Genomic DNA, 21,255 nt, shown 5'->3' with positions numbered 1-21,255 from the left:
CTTTATGACATCACCTTTTCATTTATCAAAAGAAGAAATGCAATCCTATGGTTATAAAGTTGTGGATTTCATTGTTGAGCATTATACAGAAATTGAAAATAAAAATCCCGTAAGTATTGCCACTAGAAAAGAAATGGATTCTCTTTTTTTACAAGAAGCTCCTGATCATGGTATGCCTGCAGATGAAGTTTTAGACTTTGTAATGGATAATGTAATACCGAATTCCAATATATCCGGTCATCCAAAATCCTTCTCATTTGTACCTGGACCAAGTAATTTTATTAGTGCTATTTCCGATTCTTTAGCAACAGGTTTTAATATTTTCTCTGGCGGATGGATTATTTCTGCTGCTGCGGCAGAGCTAGAAATCGTTACTTTAAACTGGCTTTTAAAGATGTTTAATTTCCCCATTAAGAAAGGTGGAGGTATTTTTACTAGTGGTGGCTCTATGGCTAATTTAACAGCTTTAGTAACAGCTAGAAGAGTAAAATGCGGGGATGATTTTTCTAATGCTATTATTTATTTGTCTGACCAAGCCCATTCTTCCAATATTAAAGCAATTAGGGTTTTAGGATTTAAAAAAGAACAAATTAAAATAATACCTACCGACCTAGAATTTAAAATAAGCATCAATAAACTTAAAAATGAAATTGCAAAAGATAAAATTGAAGGCAAAAAACCTTTTTGTATCATCGCTTCTGCAGGTACTACAAATACGGGCACGGTAGACCCTCTAGATACTTTAGCCGATATTTGTGAAAAAGAAAAACTTTGGTTTCATATTGATGGTGCTTACGGTGGAGCAGCTATTTTATCCGATAAAGGAAGTAAGCTTTTACAAGGTATTGAACGTGCGGATTCTTTAACCGTAGACCCTCATAAATGGTTCTTTCAGCCCTATGAAATTGGATGTTTATTGGTAAGGGATTCTTCTTGGCTAAGTAACACCTTTAGCGAAAAACCAGAATACCTAAGAGATATAGAAGGGAACGAATCTGAAATTAATTTTTACGATTACGGTATTCAATTAACAAGAAGATTTAGAGCCTTAAAGTTTTACATGTCAATTAAAACGTATGGTTTAGACGCTTTTAAGCAAGCAATCTCTTATAATATTGACTTAGCTGACAAGACAGAGGACCTTTTAAGAGAAAGTGGTAATTGGGAAATTGTTTCGTTAGCAACTTTGGCTATTATTAATTTTAGATACAACCCGTTGGAATTAAAATTATCTGAAGTTGAATTAGATAAGCTAAATCAAGAAATCTCAGCTAGAGTCGTAGCTTCTAAAGAAGCACTTTTAGTAACTACAGTTTTACAAAACCAAGTGGTCATTAGAATGTGCTTAATTAACCCAGACACGACATTAGACCACATTAAAGACACTTTAAATCAATGTGAAAACTTCGCAAAACAGATTATTTTAGATTGGAAAAAATCAGTTTAATAATAGTTATTAAAAAGTCTGACTATAAAGATTTATTTATTAGTAGTAACAAAAAATGCCTGAGTTAAACTCAGGCATTTTTATTGTAAACTAATTATTTATCTACTATCTCACCAATTGCTTGGTAGAAGGTTTAAACTTCGTTAAAACTATACCATCAACAGCTGCTTCATATTCTGCCATTGTAGGAGTTCTTCCTAAGATCGTAGATAATACTACAACCGGAGTAGATGATAATAATGACTCCCCTTTTTTCTCACCCGTATCTTTTACAACACGACCTTGGAATAAACGAGTAGATGTTGCCATTACCGTATCTCCTGGTTCTGCCTTTTCTTGGTTACCCATACATAGGTTACAACCTGGGCGCTCTAGGTATAGCATGTTTTGGTACTTGGTACGTGCCAATCCTTTAGGTGCGCTATCGTCAAATTCGAATCCTGAGTACTTTACTAATACATCCCAGTCTCCTTCTGCTTTTAACTCATCTACAATGTTGTATGTTGGAGGAGCAACTACTAAAGGAGCTTTGAATTCTACCTTTCCGTTTTGCGCTTCAACATTTTTCAACATTTGAGCTAATATTTTCATGTCACCTTTGTGAACCATACATGATCCCACAAAACCTAAATCTACTTTTTTGGTTCCACCATAGTAAGATAATGGACGAATATTGTCATGCGTATAACGTTTAGAAACATCTTCATTATTTACATCTGGATCAGCAATCATTGGTTCAGCAATTTCATCTAAATCAATAACTACTTCTGCATGATACTTAGCATCTGCATCTGGTCTTAAAGATGGCTTAATACCTGTTTTAAGTTCCGTAATTCTAGTTTCTGCTTTATCAACAAGTCCTTGAAGTACACCTTTTGCATTGTCCATACCCTTTTCGATCATGATTTGGATACGACCTTTTGCAATCTCTAATGACTCTATTAAAGTATCGTCTTCAGAAATACAAATAGATGCTTTCGCTTTCATTTCTGCTGTCCAATCCGTAAACGTAAATGCTTCATCAGAAGTTAACGTACCAATATGAACCTCTATTACACGACCTTGGAATACGTTTTCGCCTCCAAACTGTTGTAACATTTGTTGTTGTGTAGCATGTACCACATCACGGAAATCCATGTAAGATTTCATCTGTCCTTTAAAGGTAACTTTAACCGATTCCGGAATTGGCATGGACGCCTCACCTGTAGCTAATGCTAAAGCAACTGTACCTGAATCAGCACCAAAAGCAACACCTTTAGACATACGTGTGTGCGAATCTCCACCAATAATGATGTCCCAATCACCTACAGTAATATCGTTCAATACTTTATGAATAACATCCGTCATTGGAAAATACTTTCCTTTTGGATCACGACCGGTAATTAAACCGAAATCGTTCATAAAGCTCATTAACCTTGGAATATTGGCTTTAGACTTATCATCCCAAACTGAAGCTGTATGACAACCGGATTGGTATGCCCCATCCACAATTGGAGAAATAACCGTTGCAGCCATCATCTCTAATTCTTGAGAAGTCATTAAACCTGTAGTATCTTGTGAACCTACAATGTTTACTTCAGCACGAACGTAAGAACCTGCATGCAATGTAGCTCCTGAAGTACCTACAGCATTTCTATTGAAAATTTTCTCTACAGCTGTTAATCCTTGTCCTTCTATAGAAACTTCTTTTGAAGTTGCATATACTTGAGGTACTTCTATACCTAAAGTTTTAGCTGCGAATGTTTGTAGTTTTTTACCAAAAACAACCGCATAAGAACCACCCGCTTTCATGAACTCCATTTTCTGTGGAGTAAATGCTGCGGAAATATCTTTTAATTCAACTTTACCATGATAAAGTTTTTTCTCTTTTGTATTAATAGTAAGCACCGTACCTGTAGCAACAGAATACATTTGCTTTAGAATTGGCTCGCCATCTTCATCAACTATAGTATTTCCCGCTTCATCTTTTTGCTTCACCCAGTTTTTAAGATCTAACCCTATACCACCGGTTACACCTACTGTAGTTAAGAAAATTGGAGCGATACCGTTAGTACCGGCAATTACCGGAGCAATATTAATAAAAGGTACATACGGACTAGAAGAAATACCTGTCCATAATGCTACGTTGTTTACACCAGACATTCTAGAAGAACCAACACCCATGGTACCTTTTTCCGCAATCAGCATTACACGCTTATCAGGATGTTGTTCCTTTAAAGCCAATAATTCATTTTGCATGTCCTTGTTATGCTCAAACATACATTGACCATGTAATTCACGGTCAGATCTTGAGTGTGCATCACCACCTGGCGATAATAAATCCGTAGAGATATCACCAACACCGGCAATGTATGTTACAACTTCTATTTCTTCTTCTATTTCTGGAAGCTTGGTGAAGAACTCAGCCTTTGCGTAACTTTCTATAATATCTTTTGCAATAGCATTCCCATTTTTTAGAGCTTCTTCTAAACGAGAAGTATCTGCCTCATAAAGGAATACCTGAGTTTTTAAAACCTCAGCTGCCTGTTTTGCCAAAGCTTCATCAGAACCTAAAGCGATATCTAACAATACCTTCACAGAGGGTCCACCCTTCATATGAGATAATTGCTCAAAAGCAAAAGCAGTAGTAATTTCTTTTACGACCGACTCACCAAGAATGATCTCTTTTAAAAATTTAGCTTTTACCCCTGCAGCACTAGTTGTACCAGGTAAAACATTATAGATAAAAAAGTTTAGAGATTCTTCTCTATACTCATTATCTACATCTTTAATTTGCTCAATGATTTTGCTAAGTAATTCAGCACCATCAATTGGCTTTGGATGAAGACCTTGACTTTTACGCTCTTCGATCTCCTTAAGGTAATCTGTATAAATGCTCATTAAAAATTGATTTGTGTGTTAGTTTAGACGTTGAGTATGTAGTTTAATTTCTATTTCTTTCTGAAGATTTGTTGTTGAAATGAAATTCATGATAACTACAAACTGACAGAAACAATTGATATGAATACATATTATTGAATTAGCACAATATATACTCGTTTAAATCCATCAATGTCAAATGTCATCTGTTATTTAATATTAAGTTAACGCAATTTCGTAAAATTACGTAATATAGAACGGATTTAAAATTAAATAAGTATGATTACCTATTTTTTCTCAAATGATATAATAAGCGCGTAGATATTAAACAATTGTAATGTTTAATGAGCTTAATTTCACTTAAAAACGCAGAAAACAAGGTGTTTTATTAAAGTAACTTATCAATAATATCCTCTTCACTGATACCTTCTGCCTCCGCTTTGTAGTTTTTTATGATACGATGACGTAATATACCTTTAACAACAGCATGTACATCTTCTATATCTGGAGAGAACTTACCATGAATAGCGGCATTTGCCTTCGCACCCAAAATTAGATTTTGAGATGCTCTTGGTCCTGCTCCCCAATCTAAATATTGTTTTACGTAATCAGAAGCTGAGTCTAAGTTAGGTCTTGTACTATTTACCAATTTTACTGCATACTCCACAACATTATCTGCCACAGGTATTCTACGTACCAAGTCTTGAATGGCAATAATATCTTTAGCATTAAAAAGTGCGTTAATAACCGGCTTACTATTGGCAGTTGTATTTTTAACCACTTGAATTTCTTCGGCTATAGAAGGGTATTTTAATTCTATAGCAAACATAAAACGGTCTAATTGCGCTTCTGGTAAAGGGTAAGTTCCTTCTTGCTCAATAGGGTTTTGCGTTGCCAAAACAAAGTATGGCAAATCTAACTTATGCTGATGACCGGCAATAGTTACCGCTCGCTCTTGCATAGCCTCTAATAGTGCTGCCTGAGTTTTAGGTGGAGTTCTATTGATTTCATCTGCCAAAATAATATTTGAAAATATAGGACCTTTTATAAACTTAAAGTTTCTGTTCTGGTCCAATACCTCACTACCAAGAATATCACTTGGCATTAAATCTGGCGTAAACTGTAATCTTTTAAAGTCTAGACCTAATGCTTGGGCAATGGTATTCACCATTAAAGTTTTTGCCAAGCCTGGCACTCCGATCAGCAAAGAGTGACCGCCTGTGTAAATGGAAAGCAAAATCTGTTCAATAACCTCATCTTGACCTACAATGATTTTGGCTATTTCCTTTTTAAGCTCAGCATGTTTTACTACTAGGCGTTCTATTGCTGCAACGTCTGACATATATCTATTCTTTTACCCAGTTATTAGCGAACTCACAATCTTTGTTCTCATCGTTAACACTAATATAGGTATCTTCTATATGCTCGTCCATCCATTTTTTAATGGCATTGTATTTCTTTTCAGTAAGCGCCAATTCTTGAATCTTAGTATAATCTTTAGAGAAATCAGCAACATGCTCATCATACCTATTGGTAATCTTAAGAATTTTATATTTTGGAGCTCCACCTCTTGGATCTTCTTCCAATACAGGATATGTAATTTCATTATCCTTTAAGTTCTGTACTTGATTGTACAACGTAGGATCCATTTTAGTCAACTCAAATTTAGAATCAAAGTTTATTGGATTACGTAACAAACCACCATCAAACTTGGTTTCTTTCTCATCTGAGAAATTTAACGCAGCCTCGGCAAAAGTAAATTCGCCATCGATAATTTTCTTACGGATACTATCCAACTCCGTTTTAGCTTCATCCAGAACATTTTGAGAGATTTCCGGTTGAATCAATATGTGTCTTAAATCCAGCTCTTGACCTCTAATTTTCTCGATATAAATAATATGAAAGCCGAACGTAGTCTCAAATGGCTCAGAAACCTCACCCTCTCTCAAACTAAAGGCAACATCTTTAAACTTCTTATCAAAACCTGTGTCTTTCGTAATACTATAAAAACCACCTTTAGACTTAGAGCCTGGATCTTGAGAATATAAAATAGCCTTTACACTAAAGCTAGAGCCGTTATCATCAACATCTGCCTTGATCTGATTCAGCTTGTCTATTACCTTCTGCTTTTCTTCATCAGATGGCTCTGGTTCCTTGGTAATCTGTGCAATTTCTAACTCAGCACCAAATACCGGACGTTCATCTTCTGGTATCTTGTTAAAGAACTGACGAACCTCTTCTGGGGTAATTTCAATTTCTTTAATAATATCCTGTTGCATACGCTCAGAAAGCATACGTAACTTATTAATCTTATAAAGTTCTTCTCTAAAACTAGCTTCGTCCGTTTTCTTATAGTACTTCAACACCTTTTCCATTGAGCCTATTTGCTGCACTAAAGACTGCAGTTGACGATCACCAGTTGCATTTACCTCATCATCTGAAACCAAGATACTATCTTGAACAGCTTGGTTAGCATACAAACGATCTTCCATTAACTTACCTAAAAGTCCGCAGTGTGTAATATCTTCTGTAGATGCACCTTGACTTTTAAGATCGATCAATGTTTTTTCAATATCAGAATCTAAGATTACGTAATCACCAACAACTGCGGCTATACCATCTAGTTTAATTCTTTTAAAATTAGTTGCGGAGTCTTTTTTTACTGGCGCTGCTTCAGCTATAGCTTCCATTGATTCTGCTTCATCAGCAGAAACATTCGGTATAGAATCTTGCGCTGTTGCCATACCTGAGAACAGTAAAACCGCCCCTATGTAAACACTATTTTTTATTTTCGAAAACTTCAAATTCATTATCCTTGATTGCTTCATCTAATAATTCAGTTTCTAATTTGCGTAGGTAGTCCATTTTTCTACGACTTAATAAAACTTGTTCAATTGTAGGTTTAATAAAAGACAAAGGCGCTATGTCATTAACATCTTTAGTTTCCTCTATTTTTCCCAAATATACCCCGATTGAATCCTCTAATTCAAAAAATTGTGAATTTTTTAAGTACTTATTGGCATTGTCTGGGTTAATTGGGGGTATTTCTTCAAATATTCTAGTGTAGCGCACCCATATAGAATCATTAAAATTCAATTTAGTAAACTGAACACCAATAGAATCTAAATAACTAACATCGTCTTTTTTAAATCTTTTTAACCGTTTCCCTACCTCATCTTGATCTAAAAATCCTTTTGGCAAAGCAACAAAACGTATTCTTGCAATACGCTCTTTAAGCTTAAAATTCTCTTTGGCATTTTCATAGAACGCATTTAACTGCTCGTCTGTAATAACCGAATCCGTAGCCTGTGCCACCAATGCTTCTTTATAAACACTAGTGTATAATTCAGTTCTATAGTCATCTACCAAAGCATTATATTCTGCCAGTTTTTCTTCTGATAGATTAATTTTTGCTTTAGAAAGCAACAACTGCTTAGAAGCCCAATTATTTATATAGTTAACAGCAAAAGAAGCACTATCCCCTTTTGTCATATTCTCTGTGATTAACGGCGCCAGGTCATCTTCATATAAAAAAGACTCGCCTACCCTAGCAATAACCTTCTTTTCCTCTTCTTTCTTAAACAGACCGTCACAAGAAACGAAAGCAAAAGAAATTAGCCCTATGGTCATAATAGGGTAAAACTTACGTAGTAAAAACATTGATTTCTTAAAAAACATCGAGCAAAAATAGCAATAACCAAATCGTGTGCAAATGCATAAGGATTTACTTAACACATTTTTTTAGGTCTCACAAGATATAACAAATAGCTAATAATCAACTAAAAATAGTAATTCACCCCATAGTAATCTCAATACTTACTAACCACAAACTGCCATTTTTTAGGTAAATTTGCTACTTATTTTATAACCTAACACAACATATTCTTGAACCGACAGATAAAACTAATATGGGACTTTAGAGGTCCTGCTGCATTAAAAACGGCAGAACATCATGTTAAGCACCTAAATGAATTCATAGCTTCAGAAAAAACAGCGTTAAGCATTACCGGTTTTAAGGAAATAAACGACATGTACAGTATTGCATTTATGGTCGTGGAAGAAAAGGAAATGATTACGGTCAGAGACTTATTGAAACCTCACCGCGGTGAAGTCTATATTCCATAAATAAAACATAGTAGCATGAAGCACTTTCTTCTTTTTATATGTGGTGTCCTTTTATCTTCTTGCGCTCAAGAACAACGGAATTTAAATTTTCTGGAGGTTGCACTATCTTCTGATAATCCTAAAATAAAAAGGGTGATGGATAGTGTTGAAAACTATCAAGTTCAAATTAGATACACACAAATTGACAGAAGAAATGATAGCGTCTTTTTTACCGATTATGATTTTCAGGTAAACGACAACATGTATTTTTATCCTGCAAGCACAGTTAAATTCCCAACTGCCGTACTAGCTCTAGAAAAGTTAAATCAAATAGACAGCTTAACTATAAATACCAGGTATTACATAGAAGGTGACACTATTGAAAGTACGTTTGCCAAAGATGTATCCAAAATTTTTGCTGTTAGCGATAATTTAGCAAACAATAGATTGGTGGAATTCTTAGGATTTGAAGCCATCAATGAGAGTTTGAACAATAAAAAAATATCACCTGTTAGACTTAGCCACAGATTAGGTTATCATTCAGATGATTTAAGAACAAAGCCCTTAATTATCTATTTAAACGATTCAACTACTGGCATTACTAATTCTTTACTCAACAAAACACCTAAAAAGTTAGAACTGTTAGATATTGAAAAGGGCGTAGGTTATTATGAAGATGAAGAGTTAATAAAAGAACCATTCGATTTTAGTTTGAAAAACTATTACCCTATTCAATCGCAACACAACCTGTTAAAAAGAGTAGTATTTCCTCAAAAGTATAAAGCATCAGAACAATTTGACCTTAGTACTGAACAGCGTGAACATTTATTAACAGCAATGCACACCGTTCCTCAAAAAGCAGGTTATGACCCAACCACATATTACGATGGTTATTGTAAGTTTTTCATATATGGTGATACTAAAAAAGACATTCCCCAACATATCGAAATTTATAATAAAGTAGGATTTGCCTACGGTACGCTAACCGATTGCGCATATATTAAAGACACAGAAAAGAATATCGACTTTCTTTTAACCGCAACAGTTTTAGTGAATAAAGACGGTATCTTCAATGACGATGCCTATGAGTATGATGAAATCGGAATTCCGTTTTTAGCACAATTAGGAAGAGAAATCTACCAACAAGAAGTAAATCGAAATCAACATTAGAAACAGTAAGCTGATTATGCAAGACAACACCAATAAAACTAGAATAAACAAATACCTTAGCGAAGCTGGTTATTGCTCACGTAGAGCTGCAGACAAATTGATTGACCAAGGCAGAGTAACCATTAATGGAGAAGTGCCAGAAATGGGAACTAAAATATCAGTCGGTGATGTTGTTAAAGTTGATGGAGAACTAATTAAAGCACCTAAGGGAAAATCTACGTATTTGGCATTCAACAAACCTATAGGCATTGTTTGTACCACAGATACAGGTGTAGAAAAGGATAATATTATAGATTACATTAACTACCCAAAGCGTATTTTTCCAATTGGGAGATTAGACAAACCAAGTGAGGGACTTATATTTTTAACCGATGATGGCGATATTGTAAACAAGATTCTACGCGCACGTAACAATCATGAGAAAGAGTATTTGGTAACGGTAGACAAACCTATTACGATAGATTTTTTAAATAGGATGCGAAAAGGAATTCCTATTCTTGATCAAGTAACCAGGGAATGTGAAGTTTTTGAAGTAAGTACGTATCAATTCAGGATCATTCTAACTCAAGGTCTAAACAGGCAAATTCGTAGAATGTGCGAATATTTAGATTATAGGGTAAAGAAGTTGAAACGCATTAGAATTATGAACGTGCAATTAGATGTACCCGTTGGAAAATGGCGTGATCTTACCGAAGAAGAATTAAAGGAAATCAATAGACTGGTAAGTACCTCATCTAAAACATTTGATGGTAAAAAGTAATTTTGCCATATTATCATTTTCCAACACTAATGATTTAACAGTAAAAAATCCTTTAATTCGTTATTAATCACTACCTTATAAAGAAAAGATTCGTTATGTCACAAGAATACAATTTTTCATTTAAGAACCATTCTATAAAGTATTTATTGGTATTTCTTTTTTCAATAGGAATAGGAGCAAATAATATGTGGGCACAGACTAGTAATTACACCGAATACACCGGTGAAGTTTTAGACGCTGATAGTAAGAAACCATTAATTTTCGCTACACTAACCGTTGACAACACCAATGTAACCACCATCACCAACTCTGAAGGACAGTTTTCGCTGAAAGTTCCAAATGAGTACACTGTGAACAACTTAACTATTGCCTTTTTAGGATATAAAACGAAACAAATTGCCATTACTGAATTAGAGGAAAAGAAGAACAAAATCTTCATGACAGAATTTGTTATGGCTTTATCAGAGGCAAGTATAGATGCACCAAATGATGCTGAAGCCTTGGTAAAGGAGACACTGAACAAAAAAGGGGACAACTATTTAAATGAAAGTACTGTTATGACCGCTTTTTACAGAGAAACTATTAAAAAAAGAAGAACAAACGTAAGTCTTTCCGAAGCGGTAGTTAATATTTACAAAACTCCGTATTCATCTAAAAAAACCGATGCACTGGAACTTTACAAGGCACGAAAAAGCACTGACTACGCTAAGTTAGATACTGTTGCTTTAAAACTTCAAGGAGGACCGTTCAATACGTTGTTCGTAGACATGGTAAAATACCCTAACTACATTTTTACTCCGGAAACATTAGCATATTACGATTTCTCATTTGACACTTCTACACGAGTAAATGATCAACTAATTTATGTTATTGATTTCAAGCAAAAGCCTGAAATTATAGACCCATTATATAACGGTAAATTATATATCGATGCAGAAAACAAGATTTTAACCAGCGCCATTTACTCTCTAAACATTACAGATAAAAGATTGGCATCTCAAATGTTTGTAAGAAGAAAACCAAAAAACGCAGATGTTTGGCCAACAGAGGTTTCTTACCGTGTAGACTACAGAGAAAAAGACGGAAAATGGTACTATGGATATAGCAATGTGCTATTAGAGTTTAAAATAGATTGGGACAAACGCTTATTCAACTCGGTATATAGCATGAATTGTGAAATGGCCATTACAGATTGGGAGAAAAATACTGACAATGCCTTCCCTAAATATAAGGATAGAATGAAGTCTTCCATTATACTAAGTGATGAAGCTATTGGCTTTGCTGATCCAGATTTCTGGGGAGAATATAATATTATTGAACCAGAAAAATCAATAGAATCTGCCATCAAAAAAATACAAAGACAATTACGAAAAGGTAAATCTATCAGTGGTACAGCTGCGAGATAGAAAATTTTAAGTAGTGTTTAGAAAAAATCCCTTTGCTATTCTATAACAGAATTACAAAGGGAATTTTATTTACTGGAGGTATTATTGTTTAGTTTGCTACTTCACTGATGAATTTTAATCGATACAATCTTAACTCTTCTTCTTCATACTCACCGTCAAATTCGGTCATTGCTTCCTCAAGGTTATCACTATCCGCCTCTAAGAAGTACTCATGTATTTCTTCTTGTTGATCCTCATCTAAAATCTCATCGATCCAATAATTAAGGTTCAACTTTGTACCGCTATATACAATTTGCTCCATTTCTTTAATAAGATCAGGAATTTCCAATCCTTTTGCCGATGCAATATCAGACAAAGGTAATTTTCTATCTACATTTTGTATAACATATAGCTTCAAGGCAGAATTAGCCCCTGTACTTTTAACTACAAGATCATCTGGTCTAATGATTTCATTTTCCTCAACATAAGTGGCAATAAAAGCAATAAATGGCTTACCGTATTTCTTAGCCTTACCTTCTCCTACTCCATGAACATTCAACATTTCTTCATGTGAAATAGGATATTTCAACGCCATGTCCTCTAACGAAGGATCTTGAAAAACTACAAATGGCGGAACTCCTATTTTCCTTGCTTGTGCTTTTCTTAAATCTTTTAATTGTTTTAATAATTTCTCATCGGCAATACCGCCAGATTTAGCGGCACCAACAATAGCATTATCATTTTCGGCATTGTAAACATGATCCTTGGTCATCATAAAAGATGATGGTTTAGTTAAAAACTCCTTACCATTATCCGTTACATGTAATACGCCGTATTGTTCAATTTCTTTTCTTAACAATCCGGCAACCAATGTCTGGCGAATAAGTGCCATCCAATAGCTTTTATCCTTATCAGAACCAATGCCAAAAAACTCTTTTTCATTGGTCTTATGTGAAGATATTATCGCATTTGTTTTACCGCGTAACGCGTTTACGATTTCTTTAGATTTAAACTTTTCACTTGTACCAGTAACTACCTTAAGTAACTTCTCAACATTATCCTTCGCCTCTTCTTTCTCTTTAGGATTTCTGGTATTGTCATCCATTTCGGCACCTTCACCGTTAACGTCGTCAAATTCCTCTCCAAAATAATGAAGCATGAACTTACGTCTAGACATGGAGGTTTCCGCATACGCAACCACTTCTTGCAATAAAGCATTTCCTATTTCTTGTTCAGCAACAGGTTTACCAGACATAAACTTCTCTAGCTTTTCAATATCCTTATAAGAATAATAAGCTAAACAATGCCCTTCTCCACCATCACGACCAGCTCTTCCTGTTTCCTGATAGTAACTTTCAATACTTTTTGGAATATCATGATGAATAACAAAACGCACATCCGGCTTATCTATCCCCATACCAAAGGCAATGGTAGCGACTACCACATCTACATCTTCCATCAAGAACATATCTTGATATTTAGATCTCGTTTTAGCATCAAAACCTGCATGGTATGGTACGGCACTTACTCCGTTTACCTGCAATACTTGAGCTAACTCTTCTACCTTTTTACGACTAAGGCAATATATAATTCCTGATTTACCAGAATTCTGTTTCACGAAACGGATGATATCCGCTTCTATATTCTCTGTTTTGGTACGTACTTCGTAAAATAAATTAGGACGGTTAAAAGAAGCTTTAAAAAGCTTTGCCCCGCCTATACCTAAATTCTTAATTATATCTTCTTGAACCTTTGGGGTTGCCGTTGCTGTAAGTCCGATGATAGGAATATTATCTCCTAATCGTGCAACTATAGATTTCAAATTTCTATACTCAGGTCTAAAATCATGACCCCATTCAGATATACAATGCGCTTCATCTACAGCTACAAATGAGACCTTTACCGAACGTAGAAATTCTACATTCTCTTCTTTTGTCAAAGATTCTGGTGCAACATACAGTAGTTTAGTGACTCCCTTTGTGATATCTTCTTTCACCTGTTTTATCTCCCCTTTATTTAATGAGGAATTTAAAACATGGGCTATTCCTACCTCAGAAGAAACCCCACGTATGGCATCTACTTGATTTTTCATTAAAGCAATCAACGGAGATACGATAATTGCAGTACCCTCTTGCATAAGGGCAGGTAACTGGTAACACATAGATTTACCACCACCAGTTGGCATGATTACAAACGTATTATTCTGTTTTAAAACATTTTTAATTACCTCTTCTTGAAGTCCTTTAAACTGAGAAAAACCAAAATATTTTTTTAATGAGGAATGTAAATCGATATTGTCAAATTCTTTACTGTCTGTCACATTTTACATTTAAGGGGACACTACTTACTTTAAAATTTTATAAGCGAACAAAATTACAAATTGCCTAGCTATGCGTTTCCAAATTATTATGCGATAATCGGCATTTAAAATTAAGATTGTTTAATTTTGTCATCTTAAAGATAATACATTCTTTTAGGAATACAATCCATAATTTGAATAATAGATTGATTGCAACGGACACCATTATTGGCTTAGCGAGAAAAACCATTGAAACTGAGCGTGATGCTATAGCACAACTTTCCTCACTTTTAACCGATGATTTTGCTAGCATCGTAAACTGCATTATTGAAGCAAAAGGACGTGTAATAATTTCAGGCATTGGTAAGAGCGCTATCATTGCCACCAAAATTGTAGCTACCCTGAATTCCACAGGTACTCCCGCAATTTTCATGCATGCTGGAGATGCCATTCATGGAGACCTGGGAACCGTACAAGACAATGACGTTGTTATCTGTATTTCAAACAGTGGAAATACACCAGAAATAAAGATGTTGGTTCCGCTCATAAAAAGAGGTACGAACAAGCTAATTGCCATGACGGGGAACACCGATTCTTTTTTGGCAAAACAAGCAGATTTTATTTTAAATACCCATGTGGACAAGGAAGCTTGCCCTAACGGACTAGCTCCTACAACAAGTACTACAGCTCAATTAGTTATGGGTGATGCACTTGCAATTGTACTTTTAGAAATCAAAGGATTTAGCAGTTCTGATTTTGCAAAATACCATCCTGGTGGATCTTTAGGCAAGAGATTATATTTAAGAGTTGCAGACTTGGTAAGTAAAAATCAAGTCCCACAAGTTCAAAAAGATGAAGAGGTCAAAAAAGTTATTATTGAAATCTCTAAAAAAATGTTGGGCGTAACAGCAGTACTTGATGGCAAAAAAGTTGTTGGTATCGTAACCGATGGCGATATTAGACGCATGCTAAACAAACATGACAACATTAAAGGTTTGACTGCAGAAGACATCATGACAACAAACCCTAAAACCATACCTGCAAACACCTTGGCAATTAAGGCTTTAGAACACATGCAAAAAAAGGGAATATCACAATTGTTAGCCATGGATGAAGATACGTATGTTGGCGTTATCCATTTACATAATTTAATAAACGAAGGTATTTTATAATGAGTTCCAAAACTACCACGCCACCGAATGAGATGTCATTTCTTGATCATTTAGAAGAACTAAGATGGCATTTAATAAGATCCGTATTGGCAGTTGTTATCATAGGAAGTGTTGCCTTTTTAATGAAAGGTTTCATTTTTGACACCATAATATTCGGACCAAAAAACATGAACTTCCCCACGTATCGCTTCTTTTGTGATATTGCTACGTGGTTGAATAAAGTGCAATCTTTTACGGTAATAGATTCCTCTTTCTGTGCCGATGAATTTCCATTTACCATTCAGAGTCGTGAAATGGGCGGCCAATTTTCTGCCCACATATGGACTTCTATTTGGGCAGGGGTTATTCTTGGATTTCCCTACATTTTATATGAAATGTGGAAATTTATTAGTCCGGGGCTACATGCCAATGAGCGCAAGAACTCCCGCGGTTTTATATTAATTGCCTCTATCTTATTTTTTATAGGAGTTTTATTTGGATACTACATTGTAGCGCCACTTTCAATTAACTTCTTAGGGTCTTATGTTGTTAGTGACTCCGTTTTAAACGAGTTCGATTTGGACTCTTATATTGGGACATTAAAAATATCCGTACTTGCTTGTGGTATATTATTTGAACTACCGATTATCATTTTCTTTTTAACTAAAGTAGGTTTAGTTACACCTGAATTGATGAAGAAGTACAGAAAAATAGCCTTAGTAGTTGTTTTGATACTTTCTGCTGTAATTACACCACCAGACGTTACAAGTCAGATTATAGTTGCCATACCGGTAATTGTACTATACCAGATAAGTATTTTTATATCTGCGATGGTATTGAGAAAAGAAAGAAAAAAAGCTGAAAAAGAAAAAAAGAAAAATAGAAATGTCAAACCAAATTGAAGAATTTAATGCCTACCGTTCTAAGATGAACGATAAGTTACTGGCAGATAACAATAAAGTTGTAAAACGTATATTTAATTTAGATACCAATGCATTTGCTGCAGGTGCTTTAGATGTGAAAACCAAAGAATTATTAGGTCTTGTTGCATCAACCGTATTGCGTTGCGACGATTGCGTAAAATACCATTTAGAAAGTTCTTACAATGAAGGCGTATCTAAAGAAGAGGTCATGGAAACTTTAAGTATTGCCACCTTAGTTGGCGGTACCATTGTAATTCCACATTTGAGAAGAGCTTATGAATATTGGGAAGAATTAGAAAACCAACAAGGTTAAAAAATCGCCAATTACTTTTCTAACAGACCAATAACCAATAGATTTGAAAACATGAAGTTACGTGCCGACAATATAATGAAGTCCTACAGAGGTCGTAGGGTGGTTAAAGGAATTTCTCTTGAAGTTAATCAAGGTGAAATTGTAGGGTTACTTGGACCTAACGGTGCCGGTAAGACCACTTCCTTTTATATGATCGTTGGGCTTGTAAAACCCAATGGCGGCAGCATCTATTTAGATGATATGGAAATCACCAAATTTCCTATGTACAAGAGAGCACAAAATGGTATTGGGTACTTGGCACAAGAAGCATCTGTCTTTAGAAAGCTAAGTATTGAAAAGAATATTTTAAGCGTACTTCAATTGACAAAATTGAGCAAAAAAGAGCAACACATGAAAATGGAGTCGCTTATAGAGGAGTTCGGTTTAGGTCATATACGCAAAAGTCGTGGTGACTTATTATCAGGTGGTGAGCGAAGAAGAACAGAAATCGCTAGAGCTTTGGCTACGGATCCAAAATTTATTTTGCTAGATGAACCTTTCGCCGGGGTAGATCCCGTGGCCGTAGAGGATATTCAACGTATTGTAGCGCAGTTAAAAGACAAAAACATTGGTATACTTATCACAGACCACAACGTACAGGAAACGCTTGCTATTACAGAGCGTTCTTACCTAATGTTTGAGGGTGGTATTCTAAAATCAGGAGAACCAGAAGAATTAGCTGCCGATGAAATGGTACGTAAAGTTTATCTGGGTCAGAACTTTGAACTAAGAAAGAAGAAATTGGATTTTTAATGAGTACTACACCTACTTTATTTCCTTATACTTTTTAAGATTATATAATCCCCAGCCAAAGAATAACAATTCTAAAATTAATGCGGGTGTGAATAATGGTGATATTCCATCAAACAACGTACTTACTATTCTACCAAAAGAAATTCCACCCATAAAGAGCACATTACATAAGGTTGCTGCATATCAAAGTTTCGTTTTATAGGACCCCAATATCCAAAACAGCCCTACACCCATATAAATACCCATTACCGCACGTAGCATATTCTTTAGCTCCAAATCAACCACTTCAAAACCCAAAAGTTCGGGCATAATATATGATGGGTGACCTCCATAAACCACACCGGCTATAATAACAACAACCCCTGATAATAATAAATTAAGATTTTTTGGAATCCTCATATCCTGATTTGCCATAAAGTTGAAAATATCTAAATGCCGCAATTGCTCCAATAAATGAAAACAGGGCTAGCATCCAGAATACATGCTTATGCCCTTCTAAGCCAGGTGATGCATCTAATAAATAGCCCATTGCCGGACCCGCAAAAATATCGGGAGTATACCCTATCAACGAAATTAACCCCACCGCAGTTCCGGTTAGTGCCATGGGAATTCTTCCGCTTTGCATTACCGCAAAGTATAAAGAACGAATAGCATACACGCCTAATGCCACAATCATGATAGAGAACAAGAATACGAAATATGAAACATTGGCAACCATACCCGATGCGAACAACAAAGAACCTAACAGTGCAACAACAAAACCTATCAATAGAAATAGAGTAGGTCTAGAACGGTCTGCTATCACACCTATAAAAACACCTACTACCGGTCTTGCGAATAATAAAAAGGTACCTACTTCCGCAGATTCTACCTCATTGTACAACATTACATCTTGCGCATAAAGCGAAAAAATATCGGTGATTTTATAACCTACGTAAGCACATAAAATTATAATCATAAGTAGTAAAACCGAAGGTAAACGCAGTACTTCTTTAATTTGAGAAACGGTGATTCTTTCTACGACAATCTCGTTTTCAAGGCTTTCAGGTAATCTCATAAAAAACCAGACCAGAACACCTACAATAGATACTATAGCCGAAGAGGTCAATATTACATACCGAAAAGCAAACCTACTTTCTTCCAAAGTGGCAACTTCTAGATCTGCCGACATAAAGTGAGAAAAAACAAGCACTCCCAATGTTCCAAATAGTGCCCCTACCAATCCCCTACCGCCATCTAAAAAACCAAAAGCTTTGCCTTGTGAACTTTGACCTCCCCACACTCGGGTAGCTTTTATCATAGGCGACCAAAACAAGAAAATTGTAGTAAAACCCCAAAAGCCGTAAAGTACTTGCAAGATTAAATAGTCTGGGAATGTAGCAAAGACCAATCCGCCAAGAGCGGTCATCCAAAGCGCAATGGCTATTAATTTTCTTGGCTGAAATTTATCGGCTAAAGGTCCGCCTAATAAATAAGAAATCAATGCAACAAAGCCATACACGGAAAAACACAAACCCAACGAAACATTATCAAGTTCAAACACTTTTAAAACGGTAGGTCTAAAAACACGCTGTAATACAAAAGGTAAAATAAAGACGCTCTCCCCTGCTAAAATCAATAACAACAGATAATACCAAGGCGCTTTTTCGGGGTCTTTCATTTTTCTCTTATCGGAATCCAAACTTCTTCTTCTGAGTTTGGATCATTGTTTTTGTATTTAGCTCCCAGCACTTCAAAATGAGGACGGTCATCTAAGATATAATCAGAATTGGGTATCCATTCTCCGTAAATCAATTGGAAAAAAGCCTGCGCATTTTGTGCAGTTCCTTTGTAATTGAACACCGCAAACAAGCCAGTTTCTAAAATTAAACTATTCATTTCCTCTGGAATGAACTCTAAATTTTCAACCTCAACACAAGCCCATTTTACAAATCTATTTGCAGGAGAAAATGCTTTAAAATAATCTACCGGGTATTCTTGTAGAGAGATAAAATCATCAGACGACCTATTGGCAATCTCCTTACTACGCTGCCTAAAGCCTTTCCAAAGTTCCTGAGTTTTGTTATCCTTTAAACTCATTTCGGTTGAAAATCCAACTAATATTTTTTCTTCTAGAGTAACAATTTTTGGAGTCGTGTATGTATTTGCCATTAATCAAACTTAAGGAATTCATTCAAAACCTAGAAAACTGACTAGCATCAAATTTCAATTATTATCATCAATAGTTTCAATAACATAAACATAAAGTTCAACTAACGTTGATTCATCAGAATTAAAACAATTTTGAGGAAACTAAACGACCAGATGAAAACGACGAAAAATACAAGAAGAAATTTTATTCAAAAAACCTTAATGGCTTCCGGAGGATTAATTTTAGCTCCAAACTTTATAAGCTGTAGCGATGATGATGATCTACAAGTTGAATATGACGAATCGCAATTAACGGTACAAAACTTCAATTATGGCGTAGCCAGTTTTGACCCAAGTAGCTCCGGAGTTATTATATGGAGCCGTTTTAATACCGCAAATGTTGAAATTATCTGGGAAGTTTCTACGCAATCGGATTTCAATGATATATTAAGAACCGGAAAAATAACAACTGAAGATTCTAGGGACAACACTTTGGCCATTGAATTAACAGAGCTAGATGCAGACCAAAAACTATATTATAGATTTATTAGTACAACAGACAATTCAATTTCCGTTGTAGGTGAAACCATCACATTACCTACCGATGCCACTCAGGCTAAATTAGCAGTATGCTCTTGTTCAAATTACCAAGCAGGTCTTTTTAATGTGTATGATGCCATGGCAAATTCAGATGCAGATATCATTGTGCACTTAGGTGATTACTTCTACGAATATGGCGCCGGTGGATACGGTTCTACAGAAGAGAACGCTTTCTTAAACCGTTTTCATGAACCTGCGGGAGAAATTATTTCTCTAGATGATTATAGAACAAGATACAAGCAATATAGATCAGATGCTTCTTTACAATTAGCCCACCAAAAGAAACCGTTCATTTGTGTTTGGGACGATCATGAAATTGCCAATGACACCTATAAAGAAGGAGCAGAAAATCATGATGAAGCCACAGAAGGCAGTTTTGAAGTCAGAAAGCAAAATGCTTTACAAGCATATAGCGAGTTTTTACCTTTCTCTAGAATAGCTGCAGATGACAATAGCATTATTTACCGTTCTGTAAATATTGGCAACCTTGTTAATCTTATTTTAATGGACACCCGTCTAATAGGTAGGGATAAGCAATTAAATATTGGCGATTATTATACAGCAACAGGCTTTGATGCCCTAGCATTTCAAACTGCATTGACAGACCCAAACCGTTCTATAGTAGGAGTAACACAGAGAGATTGGATTATATCTGAACTAAATAGTAGTTCTGCCAAATGGCAGGTTTTAGGTCAGCAAGTACTCATGGGTAAAATGAACATACCGGTGGAGTTATTAACTGCATTTGGAACTGAAAATTTTGGTGCCATTCTAACAGAACTTGTGACCATCAAGTTAAGATTATTAAATAACGACCCTAGCTTAAGTGCAGAAGAAATTGCGAGAGTAACTACCGTTATACCTTATAATTTAGATGCTTGGGACGGCTACCCAATTGACAGGGAGATTATTTATAGCACATTAAACGGCAAAAAGATAGTAACTTTTGCTGGCGATACCCATAATGCTTGGCAAAATACGTTGACTTCAGAAAATGGAACGGAAGTAGGTATAGAATTGGCAACATCCTCAATTAGCTCACCCGGCTTTGAAACATATCTTGGTGCAAATTCTTCACCTGAATTAATTGCAGGTTTTCAAGAAGCTTTAGTAGCATTAATAGACGGATTAAATTATTTTGATGCATCAAGAAGAGGATATATGATGACAACATTTACAACTACAGATGTAACGTCTGAATGGATTTTTGTAGACACTTTATTATCAGAAAGCTATTCTACAGAAATAGGATATTCTTTAAGCTACTCCTAAATAATTTTAAAATAAAATTAAATGTCGTGTTGCATTTTCGACACGACATT

At 35.4% G+C, this 21,255-nt stretch carries 18 protein-coding genes; 10 read left to right on the top strand and 8 right to left on the bottom strand.

Annotated features, from left to right (window positions below):
* Positions 1-4: 4 nt before the first annotated feature.
* On the top strand, positions 5-1,447 hold the full coding sequence (locus tag P177_RS06415) for a pyridoxal phosphate-dependent decarboxylase family protein (RefSeq protein ID WP_036153086.1): 1,443 nt from the start codon (positions 5-7) through the stop codon (positions 1,445-1,447).
* A gap of 105 nt (positions 1,448-1,552) precedes the next feature.
* On the opposite strand, the gene P177_RS06410 is transcribed toward P177_RS06415, so the two are convergent.
* From P177_RS06410 to P177_RS06395, 4 genes are all read right to left on the bottom strand, one after another.
* Positions 1,553-4,327 carry a bifunctional aconitate hydratase 2/2-methylisocitrate dehydratase gene (locus P177_RS06410; protein ID WP_036153083.1) on the bottom strand — a complete coding sequence of 925 codons (2,775 nt, stop codon included), beginning with the start codon at positions 4,325-4,327 and terminating at the stop codon, positions 1,553-1,555.
* A gap of 367 nt (positions 4,328-4,694) precedes the next feature.
* Positions 4,695-5,648 (bottom strand): AAA family ATPase, encoded by a 954-nt coding sequence (locus P177_RS06405; protein ID WP_036153081.1) that lies wholly within the window; start codon positions 5,646-5,648, stop codon positions 4,695-4,697.
* Between the two features lie 4 nt (positions 5,649-5,652).
* Positions 5,653-7,050, bottom strand: a complete 1,398-nt coding sequence (locus tag P177_RS06400) for a peptidylprolyl isomerase (protein WP_157486480.1) — start codon at positions 7,048-7,050, stop codon at positions 5,653-5,655.
* A 34-nt stretch (positions 7,051-7,084) separates the two neighbouring features.
* On the bottom strand, positions 7,085-7,936 hold the full coding sequence (locus tag P177_RS06395) for a peptidyl-prolyl cis-trans isomerase (RefSeq protein ID WP_245233011.1): 852 nt from the start codon (positions 7,934-7,936) through the stop codon (positions 7,085-7,087).
* Between the two features lie 255 nt (positions 7,937-8,191).
* Here P177_RS06395 and P177_RS06390 point away from each other — a divergent pair, with 255 nt between their 5' ends.
* The 4 genes from P177_RS06390 to P177_RS06375 all read left to right on the top strand — a co-directional run bounded on the left by P177_RS06390 (position 8,192) and on the right by P177_RS06375 (position 11,746).
* Positions 8,192-8,431 carry a hypothetical protein gene (locus tag P177_RS06390; RefSeq protein WP_036153076.1) on the top strand — a complete coding sequence of 80 codons (240 nt, stop codon included), beginning with the start codon at positions 8,192-8,194 and terminating at the stop codon, positions 8,429-8,431.
* A gap of 15 nt (positions 8,432-8,446) precedes the next feature.
* The gene (locus P177_RS06385) at positions 8,447-9,580 is read left to right on the top strand and encodes a serine hydrolase (protein ID WP_036153073.1); all 1,134 of its coding nucleotides are present in this window, start codon (positions 8,447-8,449) and stop codon (positions 9,578-9,580) included.
* Between the two features lie 16 nt (positions 9,581-9,596).
* Positions 9,597-10,340, top strand: a complete 744-nt coding sequence (rluF, locus tag P177_RS06380) for a 23S rRNA pseudouridine(2604) synthase RluF (protein WP_036153071.1) — start codon at positions 9,597-9,599, stop codon at positions 10,338-10,340.
* Between the two features lie 95 nt (positions 10,341-10,435).
* Complete coding sequence (locus tag P177_RS06375) at positions 10,436-11,746, top strand: carboxypeptidase-like regulatory domain-containing protein (protein WP_051941738.1); 1,311 nt, start codon at positions 10,436-10,438, stop codon at positions 11,744-11,746.
* 88 nt (positions 11,747-11,834) lie between these two features.
* Here the strand turns inward: P177_RS06375 and P177_RS06370 are convergent, their stop codons facing one another.
* On the bottom strand, positions 11,835-14,045 hold the full coding sequence (locus P177_RS06370; RefSeq protein ID WP_245233010.1) for a RecQ family ATP-dependent DNA helicase: 2,211 nt from the start codon (positions 14,043-14,045) through the stop codon (positions 11,835-11,837).
* Positions 14,046-14,218: 173 nt separating this feature from the next.
* Between P177_RS06370 and P177_RS06365 the strand changes: the two genes are divergently transcribed.
* Genes P177_RS06365 through lptB form a run of 4 tightly spaced genes read left to right on the top strand, consistent with a single transcriptional unit; the run spans position 14,219 to position 17,203 of the window.
* Positions 14,219-15,196, top strand: coding sequence for a KpsF/GutQ family sugar-phosphate isomerase (locus P177_RS06365; protein WP_036153068.1), 978 nt, complete (start codon positions 14,219-14,221; stop codon positions 15,194-15,196).
* Positions 15,196-16,077 carry a twin-arginine translocase subunit TatC gene (gene tatC / locus P177_RS06360; RefSeq protein WP_036153066.1) on the top strand — a complete coding sequence of 294 codons (882 nt, stop codon included), beginning with the start codon at positions 15,196-15,198 and terminating at the stop codon, positions 16,075-16,077. Before P177_RS06365 ends, tatC begins: the two co-directional genes overlap by 1 nt.
* Positions 16,061-16,411, top strand: coding sequence for a carboxymuconolactone decarboxylase family protein (locus tag P177_RS06355; RefSeq protein WP_036153063.1), 351 nt, complete (start codon positions 16,061-16,063; stop codon positions 16,409-16,411). Before tatC ends, P177_RS06355 begins: the two co-directional genes overlap by 17 nt.
* A 51-nt stretch (positions 16,412-16,462) precedes the next feature.
* A complete protein-coding gene (lptB, locus tag P177_RS06350) occupies positions 16,463-17,203 on the top strand; it encodes an LPS export ABC transporter ATP-binding protein (RefSeq protein WP_036153061.1) in 741 nt (246 codons plus the stop codon).
* 183 nt (positions 17,204-17,386) lie between these two features.
* On the opposite strand, the gene P177_RS20025 is transcribed toward lptB, so the two are convergent.
* The 3 genes from P177_RS20025 to P177_RS06335 are packed head-to-tail and all read right to left on the bottom strand — an operon-like array spanning position 17,387 to position 19,354.
* The gene (locus tag P177_RS20025) at positions 17,387-17,602 is read right to left on the bottom strand and encodes a DUF4345 family protein (protein WP_167333097.1); all 216 of its coding nucleotides are present in this window, start codon (positions 17,600-17,602) and stop codon (positions 17,387-17,389) included.
* On the bottom strand, positions 17,580-18,863 hold the full coding sequence (locus P177_RS06340) for an MFS transporter (protein WP_036153059.1): 1,284 nt from the start codon (positions 18,861-18,863) through the stop codon (positions 17,580-17,582). The genes P177_RS20025 and P177_RS06340 overlap by 23 nt, the downstream gene beginning before the upstream one ends.
* Positions 18,860-19,354: a GyrI-like domain-containing protein gene (locus tag P177_RS06335; RefSeq protein WP_036153056.1), complete on the bottom strand. Its 495-nt coding sequence runs from the start codon at positions 19,352-19,354 to the stop codon at positions 18,860-18,862. The genes P177_RS06340 and P177_RS06335 overlap by 4 nt, the downstream gene beginning before the upstream one ends.
* A 153-nt stretch (positions 19,355-19,507) precedes the next feature.
* On the opposite strand from P177_RS06335, the gene P177_RS06330 reads away from it, so the two are divergent.
* Complete coding sequence (locus tag P177_RS06330) at positions 19,508-21,205, top strand: alkaline phosphatase D family protein (protein ID WP_036153054.1); 1,698 nt, start codon at positions 19,508-19,510, stop codon at positions 21,203-21,205.
* Positions 21,206-21,255: the final 50 nt, after the last annotated feature.

Source organism: Maribacter forsetii DSM 18668, from assembly GCF_000744105.1.
GTDB lineage: Bacteria > Bacteroidota > Bacteroidia > Flavobacteriales > Flavobacteriaceae > Maribacter > Maribacter forsetii.
This window is presented reverse-complemented; position numbering and strand designations above follow the sequence as displayed.